Here is an 11,662-nt window from a genome sequence, read left to right on the forward strand (position 1 = left end):
GTCTTCTTTTTTTAATTTCAGAAAATATTTTCATGTTAGCGTTAAAGGGGAAATTTTAATTTTAGGATCAAGTGATTTACAAAGGTGCAATAGTGCACCAGCTTGACCCGCCATCAATCCTGGGCTTAACGGATAACGACCTTTCCCGTTTTTATAGTAACTAAAAATGTATTCTGGAGAGCCGAAAGTTGTTTTTATTTCTAAAAGAATTTCTGATGTTTCTTCTGGAAATGATTCACTCACATACTCAAGCGCCTCTACTATTCCCAGGCTTCCGTGACAAAGTACCGGAATACGTGAGATAGGGATCCTTTTTAGCTGACCGATTATATTTAGCACTGATTCTCGAGACAGAACTTTTGATTTGTATGCTTCGTAATAGGCTATTAATAGGCCTGCTAAACCATTACACCAAGATGATGATACATGCTCATCACCGGCATCTTTATATGTCTCTATGATTCCATTATTATTTGTGTACTTGTTACAGATAATCGAATCAATCTCTTCAATCACTCTTTTTATCTCGCTTTTTTCTTGTTTTTGATTGACCAAAGCAAAAAACCAAAGTAATTGACTATATCCATGGGCCAATCCTGAAGTTGTTTTAGCATCACTATCATTAATTCTTGAGTATGCCAATGAGAGAGTTTTATTGATCATATCATCACTTAATTTGAAATCTTCCTGCATTCGGTATCTCATAACAATCGAACCGCTTTTTCCCGTAATCATATCGAAAAAATTATTATCTTCTGATTCCAAAGAACGATGCAATATTGGCCAAGACTTAACAGCTATGTCTTTCCATCTTTCGTTTCCGACGATATCCCCTGCTGAAAATAATGTCCACAGTAGCCCTGAAACTCCAGAAAATGCACCAATTCCAGAAAGAAGGACATTTCTAAGTTCGTAACTTCTATCCTCAAGAATTTTCGCTGATTTTTCAAAAATATCGTAAGAAGCTTTTAAAGTAATATCGTCCGATAAAAGTTTACCAGCCACTGCCAATGCAAGTGCCGGGCCAACTCTTCCGCTATATAAATCGTATCCTAAAACTCCTGGCGTCCAGCCTTGTCCAAATCGTGCAACAGGACCAATCCAAGTTTTAGGTAAATGTTCATAGCGATCGTCTAAAAGTGATTCAGTTAATGATTTTGAAAACCAAGAAATTATTTCCCTATGCTTTAAAACATTGTCATCTTTTAATGTGTTCAGTCTTTCTAATGTAGGTCTTTCTTCTTCAGTGAATTCTGATTCTTCTAATTTTAACGTTCCATCAGTATGGGGATCTGCTAACTTAGCAACAAAAGCTAGCCGTATTAGATTGATTTGTTTAGTCAAGTCTGATTTTGTGAGACTTTTCATCTTCAAAATAAATGCTGATTCGGGACTTGTTGAAATAGAAGAAACAACTTCATTTCCACAAAAAACTTCTGTTCCTTTAAAATTGACGGAAAAGTATGGTATATCCCCATTCCAAAGTTGTTTAGATTCAGATTTAACCAAATTAATATCACTTGTCATACTCAGTATTCCAATACGCGACAATAAAGCATGTGCCGTGTCTATATTCCTGGATGGCTCTGCATCTGTTAAGATACGTAAAAGTTGTTCGTATCTATATGTCATATTATGTATATAGCGAAGGTTAGCGTTACTAAATGACTTTATAACTGCGTCAATAAACAAATCCTTTTGATCAAATATTTGCATGAAAAAATCAGAGAAACCATCGATAATTTGGTCACATCTTTCATGTATCAACGCTTCTAAATCGGGATCAGTCGATAGAGCATTATCAATACTTTGATGTTTCCAGACAACTTTTATATCTGAAGAAAAACCATCTTTTATATCGAAGGTTTTAAAAGGACTTACACTATTCTGATCACGAATACCAGTGAACCCGACATCAACTGAACCATTACTTGATTTTTTACCTAATGATATTGGAAGTACACCTGTACCATATACTGACTTCTCCATTGCATAATATGCGCTTCTTTTAGCCTCCGGAATTCCAGTTCTAACCCGAGATGGATGAAACAAAGTTTCCAAATCTATTGGAAGTGGCCCCTCATTTGTCCATAATATATTACTAAAGTGCATATCTGAAGCATTTAATAAAAACATTAGACATGCTAATCTACCTGCCTGAAACATATCCTTCTTGTCTTCATTGGTTTCTCCAAAAGATGTAAAACCATATTTTCCAAAATCAACAACAGTCAGAGAAGGCATCTTTGGAGAAATAAATTTGTTAATCTCACGAATAAAATTCGTGTATCCAAGTTCTCCGGAGACTGAACGTGGTTTAAAAACAAGCTTTTCTCCTTGTTCAAAGGTAATAATCGCTACTGAAGACCCATTATTATGTGTGTCTCCACCTGACTCTACAGAAACAATACGGCTAGTGCATGGAATGCTGAATTTTTCCTCTATCTTCAGACGATGTTTTTGAGTCAATTGAATAGTATCTTTGATTGCAATTGCCTTATTTTCTAATACATTATTGCATCTTCCCCATGCAATTGAGTAAGTACCCGCAAATTCTTTAAATTCCGTATCCATTAATGTTTGGGTATAGTACTCATAAATCATTTTTGAATTCATAGACCCCTTGGGTAATGTTTTAATCTGTTCAGCAAAACATCTTATTAGGTAGGAGAAAGCTATCTGTGAGAACAACTCACAGATAGCTTTTTTGAATGATTCAGGCTCAACGAGATGCTTGTCCATCTTTGAGTCCCAGACTTTCTCCCAGATGTTTCGCGCAATCATCCTACAAGGGTTATGATAGGGATATAGTTCCCGGTCCTTAAAACTCTCCACATTCTTCAGATTGTCTGGAGAATGCGCAGGCAAATCATCAATATAATGGAGAAGTGGTGCAATGTGTTCATCGAAATCCGCCTTTTCAAGTTCCGGGTAAAACTGTTTCCTATATATAACCATTATATTTTATCTCTCCTTTAACAAGCGCGAGTACAAGCAGTAGTCGGACAAGTGTTACTTGAAATATATCCTGTAATAACAGATAAAGCCGGTGTCCAACCACCAACAACATCATCTTCAGTTAATGCAATCATATCTGATTCAAGGTATTTTCCAAGTTCTAGCTCGTTTTTTAAACTATTATTTGCAATAGACTTTTTATCATTCATTGTCATATCCCCTATTCAAATAAATTTTTTGACATTATCACATAAAAGCATTTCTAATTATTAACACCAAGCCATACATTCTTTACTGACAGTACACCAGCCACCCTTATTTCCCCAGTAATCACTTAGAGAGAATGTATTTGTAGTACATGCTCCAAATACATCATCATCAAATTCTTGATCTACAACTTCTTCAAACCAAGTAACTTGTTCTTGTTTAACCTCTTTTTGAAATTTACTGAATTCAGTCTTCATATTATTTCTCCTTTTCTTTATCTATTTCAGATAAAATTGACTAAATTATGAAACACTAGAAGTTCCCGATTATAATGTATTACCATTGTTTCAGATAAAGCAAACACACCTTATAAATAGCAACTACTCAACGTTTTTAAATCCAATGTCTGAATGGGAAATAGAGCCAGTCCAATCTTAAATATCCTTCCTCTATTAAAAACATCACCCCCTTTGCAGAAGCTCTGGCTCAATTAAATGATGAAGACCGTGAGCTATTATGGAAATTTTTTAATTCGTTGACGAATAATACTCTACAATATTTTCCAAATAAAAGGGAGGGGTAATTTTATACCCCTCCCTTTAAAATCGTGATTTCATTTGATTTTTTCTTTTATTGTTTTTAGCTGCTTTTTAATCGTTTCAACCGATTTGAACAATTTTTCAGCTATTTGGGCTCTACTTAGTCCTTTTTCCTTTAACTTGAAAACTTCGCGTTCCACAGGTGTTAATACACTTGCCTTTCTTTCTAATCTAAGCTCATTGATAAGCAAACTCGAAACGTCTGCATTAAAGCTTACTTTATCTGAATATGCTTCTCTAATCGCCTTTGGAATATCTTTATAAGAGGTTTTGTTTATATAATTTGTTGCTCCTATATCGAACGATTCTAAGATGACTTCTGGCTCGTCCCAAGATGTTAACATGATAATCTTTTCAAAACCTTTCTCATTTAATTCCCTAGACAAATGAAGTCCGCCTAACTCTTCACCTTCAGATAAAGTTAAATCCATTAATACAACATCAACGTCTGAAGAATCAATTTGAAGAGCTTCATCTTTAGTAAATGCTTGACTAACAACTATGATATCGGTCTCTTTTTGAACCAATTCAGATATACATTTCATCCAGACCGCATCATCCTCAACAATCATTAATCTAATTTTATCCATAACATTCCCCTGACAAATTATTCTTATATTCTTGGATTGATGTAATATTAAGAACTCTGTTTTTTGGCAATGATAATGTTATTGTTGTTCCATGGCCTAATTGGCTTTTTACAGTTATATCACCTTTATGTTTTGTCATAACGTTATAACAGTATGTTAATCCAAGACCAAAATTCCCCACCTTTTTTTTTGTTGAAAAGAAGGGATCTAATATTTTTGAAAGCTTATCTTTCTCAATACCTTTTCCGTTATCTATAAAATCTATATGAATGTTTTTGCGAGTTTCATAGATTCTAATTGTCAGTGTTTTGCTGTCTCCCATAGCCTCCATAGCATTTTTCATTATATTTATAGCTGTTTCTTGTAAATGAACGAAATCTCCATATACCTGTGCATCCACTTCATATTTTTTTAATATGTCAACTTCTGAAATCTGTGGTTGAAGTAAGCCGATGCTTGACTTGATTAAATCACTCATACGAAACTCGGATTCCTTCAGCTCCATAATATCTAATTTTTTTTGAATACGACTTGAAAGCTCAAACAAATGATTTGCAGACTTTAAAATCAAATCAATGGTTTCATCATTATTTTCTTGATTATGAGTATCTTTCAATTGATTCGCCAACAAATCAATTTTAGCCACTTCATTTTTTATTGAGTGGTTTAACAAAGCTGTACCTGATGTTACAGCTTTCATTGTTAGGTCACGTCTTTGTTTTTCAAACTTTATTTGAACGCCTAGAAAGCCATATTTAGTGATGAAGTAGATAAATAACAAAAATGCTGCTGTTATAACCCACGGATTGAGCATCCAAATTCCGAATACCCCAAAAGCCTCTAAAATAATATTTGTGAACACTGCAAAAATAAGTGTTGGCACGACTACTAAGCAAGTGAGTATTTTTTGTTTTTTAGCCATCTTATTCGTTTCCGAATATGCAGAGTAAACCATCAAAGCCAATGATATAAAAACATAAGGAACAACCCAAAGGGATAATATTACATGCTGCGTCCCCCATATAGGATAATCTGTGAAAAAAACCTGCATGATGATAACGGGAATGAATAATAACAGCTTCCAAAGAAGTTTTTGCCTTGGTTTTATTGTATCTGAAAATACTAAGCCGAAAATTAAAATTGCATATGCAGTTCCATAATGTCCCATTGACGAAGACAGATAATGCAAAAATTGAATCCATTTAGAAGCATGATCAAAAACATATGATAATAAGACACTTAATCCACCAAAACCCCCACCAATGCCAATGAAACTTCCCCATCTGGTTTTTTCATTTTCTGGGTATGTGAGCAATAGAATAGAACTCATCAACCAAAGTAACGCAGTAAGTATAAGCATCGTAATCTTACCTTTTTATTTTATTTTGAATGAATGAAAGCGTATCATTTGCCAGCTTTTTGCGACAAAGAACAATGCCTGAATGACCACAATTGTAGACATATCTTGTGGGTTTCCCCCAACTTTCCCATAAATAATCTGCATCTTTTAAGTCAATATACTGATCATGTTTAGCAGAAATCAGCAGAATGTTATCTTTAATAACTTTCGGTAAAGCTTGACTAGCATCTGTGATATTCCAATACGTCACTAAATCTTCATAGGTCACACCATTTTGTTCTAATTCTTCTCTTATGAATTTACCTGGGATCGTGTTCCATATTGAATAAGAAAGGCGATTGGCATAAAAGATTGATACCACTACATCAATTTGGGATTCTAGGGTTGCAATTAGATTAGTAACCCATCCCCCTAAGCTTACTCCCACTATGATAACAGGTCCTTTTTTATTTGCTTTTATCCAGTGAATTAGCGCCCGTAAATCGACAATGGCCTGTCTTGTCGACTCAATTGTACGACCAATATTTGCACTAATCATCAACTCGCCACTATACAGTGAATTTTCCGGTTCTCTTTCAAAATGGTATGGAAGAGAATAATAATACATGTTCCAGCCTAAATCGTTCATTATACGATTATGAAATATTTTTTTGATCCTATTGTACGAATCCATGCGCCAACCGTGTACAAAGATGACATTGGGTTGATCTATATCATTTTTATTTAAAAAAACCTCCCCTTTTAAAGTATCATTAACAAGATTCCCAGTTTGAATTAAGGATTCATAACTAAATGTACCAACCCTATAACTTTTTTTAGATTTATTCAAATCAATTGAAACATCAGCTATATTTGCACTGTAAACTTCCTCTCTATCATCTATATTGGCTGTAAAAGCAGCAGAAAAGTGTTTATTCTTGCTTCTTTTTCTGTGTAAATCATATAAAGCCAAACGATCTATCATTTCTGAAAAGTGCACTTTTCCGTCCTCCTTGATTATTTAAAATATTGTGTTTTCTCTTTGCATTTTATCCCTCAAAGCTACTTAGGTATTTTAAACCATCTGTGGAATTTTTCTTGCCACGAACTGATTAGATTTTACCACTATAAGTATACATTAACAATCATTAGGAAATCTTATTGAAATTTCATTTTCATATAAAAGACATAAATGATGAACAACAATTAATAATAAAGAATACATGTAGAATAAAAAAAATTTAAGGAACGCATAAAAAACGTTGTACACCATATATAACAAGGGATGCAACGTTTTTATTAATATTTAAATTCACAAAAAATGTAACATTTTACTTATGAGGGCACGATGAAAAGCCTTTCCACGTTTTAAATTTTTGAAAAGGCTTATAGGATTTTACAATCCAAATTAATGTGACCCTCTTATCAAGAATGGTGGTTACCATACAGTATTTGATATTCATGAATTATGTCAATATGGTTTTGATGCTTAGAAATGACTTTAGGAAAAAATTTTTTCATTGTAAGGTCGAAAGGATTTGTGGTTTGTTTGTTGAAAGACCTTGAGGTAGCAATTAGTGAGGTAGATTGGTAATGAAATTAAAGTAAAACGGTACCCATTTTTCAACATGTTTTCCTCAAAACGGCATAAGATCTGAGAAACAGAGTAGGGTAACCTTCAAATAAGCCTAAATCTCTTGTGGAAACGTCATCCATTCACTTACACTTCTGCAGGTAATTGAAGTTGTTTCAGCGCTGTACAAAGAAAGTCGAAGAGAAAAATTTCTCTCTTCGACTCGTCACCATGGAGTAAGTTGAATATTCGTTTAATTTATCCTATATTTTAGCTAAGAACAAGGGCAGTCTATTACTTTTTTTAAAATTTGAACACACTCTTATATTTCAATATTTTTGCTCTTTTTGAGCACGAGTACAAAAAGTACGATTAAAACAAAACAACCAATGAAGTATTGTAGAAGCGAAAGAGGATTTGAGCCAACCATAACTGGATAGAAATAACCAGGGAAATTTTCAATTAAGCCTGAGAGATATTTGTTATGAGTACTTTCCAAAATATTCGCTAAAATATTAGGAAAAAAAAGTAACATTGCTGTTAAAATACCATAAACTGCACCACTTCGAACACCATATAATAATAAAATATACCCTAACAAGAAATAAGTCAGCACTAGAAGAAAGACATTAACAAAGAATCCTAGAAGGAAGGTAACCTTCAATTCTCCAGGCACTCCAAGTTGTTGTGTAACTAGAAGTAAACCTATTCCCAATGCTACATAAAGTAAACTCACAAGTAGTGCAATTACGACATTGGCCAATACATAGTTTTTTCTATTTTGTTTTGAGTTGTTAATTAACGAAATTGTCTTAGAAGAATAATCCCTATTGACAAAATAAAGCGGGTGTAATACCGCCGCCAACATCCCCAACATACAATAAAAATTGGAGACATGTTTAATGTTAAACGGCGTATTTGCTGTTAATATAAAGTAACTCACGAGTAGTGCTGGTCCAAAAGCTCCCAACACTCCAACAGCCAAATGGCCCTTTTTAATTAGTTCTTTAAAATTGTAATTAACGTAATTTTTGATATTTAGTATCATGATCTTCACCCCTTAATTTGTTCATATAGACATTACGAAGCGTTTTTTTCTCAGCAGTAAAATCAATTAACCTTATCTTCAACTGATTTAAGAATTTAAATATCTCAGTATTTTCTGCTGTCGTTTCAATTTGAATTGTTCTCTCGCTTGTGTGAATAATACTTCCGAACTCCTGGCTCTCGATAAATGTTGCTAAGTCAGTAGGATTATCAAAAACTAATTTTAGAATAGATTGGCTCTCCTTACTAAATTGTTGTTCGTCGGAAATAGTGCCTTTTTCTATAAACAAAACTCGATCACAGATTGTTTCAATATCTTCTAGCTTATGGCTGGAAATCAAGACACCGATATTCCACACATTAGCCATTTTTCTTAATTGCTGTAATACTTCAAGGGATGTTTCTATGTCCATACTGTTTGTTGGTTCATCTAATATAACGTAACTTGGCTTATTCAATAAACTTATGACAATGCCTAATTTCTGCCGCATTCCCAAAGAATATTCTTTCACCTTTTTATTCAATACATCAAATAATTGTAGACCCTTTAGAAGTTCCTCGTATTCGCGAAGTTTGAATTTATTTCCGTATATTTCTGAAAAGTAGGACAGATGCGCTAATCCGGTCTTATTACTGTATAGTTTGGGTTCCTCAATTAAGTATCCAACATGATTATTGTCTTCAACAGATCCATCGAATGTCTGAATTGTTTGAGCAATGATCTTCATAAGAGTACTTTTTCCAGCACCGTTACTTCCAATTAAACCAACGATTTCTCCTTGTTTAAAATCAAAAGATATTCCTTTTAAAACTACAGAGCTACTATATTTCTTGGCAATTGAATTTATATGCATTTCTAATCCTCCTATTTAGTTCTTTAATTTAAAAAATCTTTTTTATATCGAACGGCTAGATATATTGCTGAAGCGAAGAATGCAATAGAATACTTAAATAAGAAGAAAACTTGCCACATATATTCTTTTGGGAAAATCAAGTCGCACAAAATTAGTGCATATAACATACAGAGGCAACTTTTTAAAGCGATTTGGTCTGTTCTCTCGTCAGTCTTACCCATTTTTTTATGAATTACGATTGTCAGAATCAATCCGACTAAAAGCAATACAAACCCGCTACCAATGAGAATACTCCAGTTTCCTTGAGAATGTTCAGCCCAGGACTTTAAAGGGAGAAAAATTGCGTTAGTGATAGTATCTGAGATCGAATTCATTTTCATTGTTGATCATTTCCTTTCTCATAAGTAAAAATCTCGTTTACATCCACATTAAAAAATTCGGCAATTCGAAAAGCTAACAGCAGAGTCGGAACATAATTTCCTTTTTCCATTACGAAGATGGTTTGTTTGGAAACCCCGACTTTCTTTGCTAATTCTTGCTGAGACAATCTGGCAAGTACACGATATTCATAAACCTTATTTGAGATTGAATCACCTAAATTTTTCCTCATGACTTTCACCTCTTGATCGAATTATAAACTGTTTTTTTATAAAAGTAAAGTGAACTTATACAAAAGTATGATGTTCTTTATGTTGTGATTAGACAGATCTTTAAAATGATTTTTTTCGGTAATTGGAAATACGCAAATAGTTGAGGCATTTACACTGATTAATGAGGATCTGTTATCGGGTCAACGTCAAATTAGTGAGCCATTGTACCAGTAAGTTTATTCTGAGGGATTTTTCAAATTATGTTTTAAGTTCCTGAAGCAGCTTCACAGTTCTTGATGTACTGTCGTCATTCTCGTATAGTACAAAAATACTCTCTTTAATATGAATCCTATTTATGGTACTTTTATGCGCAAGAGAGGTTGTTTTGGTTACAATTTCTTAGCCTTAGGCAAATGCATTTGTGAACAATCGAGCCCGATGGTGAAAGAATAAAGGCCTAATTACTTGTTAAAAGAAAGTGATATTTGGCCTTTTAATGCTTCAATACTATAATTTTTCCTCACTGGTAAATATGGAGATGATCGAAAGGCAAAAGAAGGGGAATACAATGATGTACGAGTTCTTTGATACTGGAGTGAAAATAAGGAGCTATTAAATTTTCCGTAGAAGCAGAAATAGTTAAAATGATCTTTTCTACATATGTTGATGGGGATTGAAAATCGCCAACCACTCAATAAGCTTGGTAACGAACAAAGAACAGGAAAGAGTTTTCACAGATCAACAGTAAAAATCATACTGAAGTCAGTACTGACTTTATACGTACTCAACTTCAAGAATTTTTAGACCTAAAAGAACGTTTAGATACTATGTAATTCAGGCAATTACTTGTAGCGTCTATTTAATGCCCATATCCTAGAAAGCAGGAGTTCTAGCGACTCCTGCCTACATAATATGATTACTAACAACTCCCCAATCGTCCTTCGGGATTTATATTTTAAAGAAAACCTCTACTTATTTATGATAAGGCTCCCCACGATTAATCCGAAAAGCCCGATAAATCTGCTCAATTAGTATGAGACGCATCAACTGATGAGGAAACGTCATTTTCGAGAACGACAGCTTGTCATCCGCTCTTTTCATCACTGCGTCACTCAATCCGAGTGACCCTCCGATGACGAAGGTAACTTTGCTTTTTCCATATGTAGCCAGCTTATCTATTGTATCGGCTAGTTCTTCGGATGTTTTCATTTTTCCTTCTATAGCCAGGGCGATGACGTGGGCGTCGGGGCTGATTTTGGATAGGATGCGCTCGCCTTCTTTGTCTTTTATGATTTTCATGTCCTGATCGCTTAGGTTTTCCGGCGCTTTTTCGTCCGGGAGTTCGATAATGTCGATTTTTGCGTAGGCCGAAAGTCGTTTTGTGTATTCTTCAATGCCTTGCTTGAGGTATTTTTCTTTTAGTTTTCCGATTGTCACAATATTGATATTCACAGGTCATCCCCACTTTAGAAACAAGTTATTCATATAGTTTGTCCACAATTGTGGATATCTTTTCTGTATTTTGTATAAGATCATTCGTTCCCCACTATATATACTGAGGGGTCACCACATAATTCACAGCCTGTGGATAAACTGTTGGTATGTTCGATTTTTCTGATTTCAGGCGGACGCTCGTGATCGTCTATGTACATATCCAGCACGGTTTCGATATGTTCTTCACAGGAATAATACGTTTGTTTCATGTTCAAATCCTCCAATTGTTTCTTGCATTTTTTCTATGTTCTCTTCTCAATATAACCTATTTATTCACATGTTAGTAGTGACTCGGTTTGAGTTTTATCCACAATTTGTGTTGATGACTCTATTTTGCTTGTATGTAACCGATGTTTGGGAAAGGTCTTCATTTAGGTTGTATGGGATTCAAGGACCAGCAATAAAGCCGGC

At 34.2% G+C, this 11,662-nt stretch carries 12 protein-coding genes and 1 pseudogene; all 13 read right to left on the reverse strand.

Annotation, left to right across the window (positions count from 1 at the left end; all coding sequences use genetic code 11):
* Window positions 1-30: 30 nt before the first annotated feature.
* Complete coding sequence (gene lanM, locus AAGG74_RS14000; protein ID WP_429675862.1) at window positions 31-2,958, reverse strand: type 2 lanthipeptide synthetase LanM; 2,928 nt, start codon at window positions 2,956-2,958, stop codon at window positions 31-33.
* A 17-nt stretch (window positions 2,959-2,975) separates the two neighbouring features.
* Window positions 2,976-3,167, reverse strand: coding sequence for a class II lanthipeptide, LchA2/BrtA2 family (locus AAGG74_RS14005; protein WP_064671707.1), 192 nt, complete (start codon window positions 3,165-3,167; stop codon window positions 2,976-2,978).
* Between the two features lie 60 nt (window positions 3,168-3,227).
* Window positions 3,228-3,422, reverse strand: coding sequence for a plantaricin C family lantibiotic (locus AAGG74_RS14010; RefSeq protein WP_429675863.1), 195 nt, complete (start codon window positions 3,420-3,422; stop codon window positions 3,228-3,230).
* Window positions 3,423-3,778: 356 nt separating this feature from the next.
* Window positions 3,779-4,354 carry a response regulator gene (locus tag AAGG74_RS14015; RefSeq protein WP_429675864.1) on the reverse strand — a complete coding sequence of 192 codons (576 nt, stop codon included), beginning with the start codon at window positions 4,352-4,354 and terminating at the stop codon, window positions 3,779-3,781.
* Entirely contained in the window at window positions 4,347-5,714 is a 1,368-nt protein-coding gene (locus tag AAGG74_RS14020) for an ATP-binding protein (protein ID WP_429675865.1), read from the reverse strand. The genes AAGG74_RS14015 and AAGG74_RS14020 overlap by 8 nt, the downstream gene beginning before the upstream one ends.
* A gap of 7 nt (window positions 5,715-5,721) precedes the next feature.
* A complete protein-coding gene (locus tag AAGG74_RS14025) occupies window positions 5,722-6,387 on the reverse strand; it encodes an alpha/beta hydrolase (RefSeq protein WP_429675912.1) in 666 nt (221 codons plus the stop codon).
* Window positions 6,388-6,531: 144 nt separating this feature from the next.
* Window positions 6,532-6,714, reverse strand: a pseudogene (locus AAGG74_RS14030) (abhydrolase domain-containing 18); the annotation flags it as partial.
* Between the two features lie 874 nt (window positions 6,715-7,588).
* Window positions 7,589-8,314: an ABC transporter permease gene (locus tag AAGG74_RS14035; RefSeq protein WP_429675866.1), complete on the reverse strand. Its 726-nt coding sequence runs from the start codon at window positions 8,312-8,314 to the stop codon at window positions 7,589-7,591.
* Entirely contained in the window at window positions 8,286-9,167 is an 882-nt protein-coding gene (locus tag AAGG74_RS14040; protein WP_429675867.1) for an ABC transporter ATP-binding protein, read from the reverse strand. Before AAGG74_RS14040 ends, AAGG74_RS14035 begins: the two co-directional genes overlap by 29 nt.
* Window positions 9,168-9,190: 23 nt before the next feature.
* On the reverse strand, window positions 9,191-9,547 hold the full coding sequence (locus AAGG74_RS14045; RefSeq protein ID WP_124072563.1) for a DUF2178 domain-containing protein: 357 nt from the start codon (window positions 9,545-9,547) through the stop codon (window positions 9,191-9,193).
* Complete coding sequence (locus AAGG74_RS14050) at window positions 9,544-9,777, reverse strand: helix-turn-helix transcriptional regulator (protein ID WP_064671699.1); 234 nt, start codon at window positions 9,775-9,777, stop codon at window positions 9,544-9,546. The genes AAGG74_RS14045 and AAGG74_RS14050 overlap by 4 nt, the downstream gene beginning before the upstream one ends.
* A gap of 952 nt (window positions 9,778-10,729) precedes the next feature.
* Window positions 10,730-11,209: a 23S rRNA (pseudouridine(1915)-N(3))-methyltransferase RlmH gene (gene rlmH / locus AAGG74_RS14055; RefSeq protein WP_429675868.1), complete on the reverse strand. Its 480-nt coding sequence runs from the start codon at window positions 11,207-11,209 to the stop codon at window positions 10,730-10,732.
* An 80-nt stretch (window positions 11,210-11,289) separates the two neighbouring features.
* Complete coding sequence (locus AAGG74_RS14060) at window positions 11,290-11,460, reverse strand: CxxH/CxxC protein (RefSeq protein WP_429675869.1); 171 nt, start codon at window positions 11,458-11,460, stop codon at window positions 11,290-11,292.
* Window positions 11,461-11,662: the final 202 nt, after the last annotated feature.

This window comes from Bacillus mexicanus (genome assembly GCF_050445615.1).
GTDB lineage: Bacteria > Bacillota > Bacilli > Bacillales > Bacillaceae > Bacillus > Bacillus mexicanus.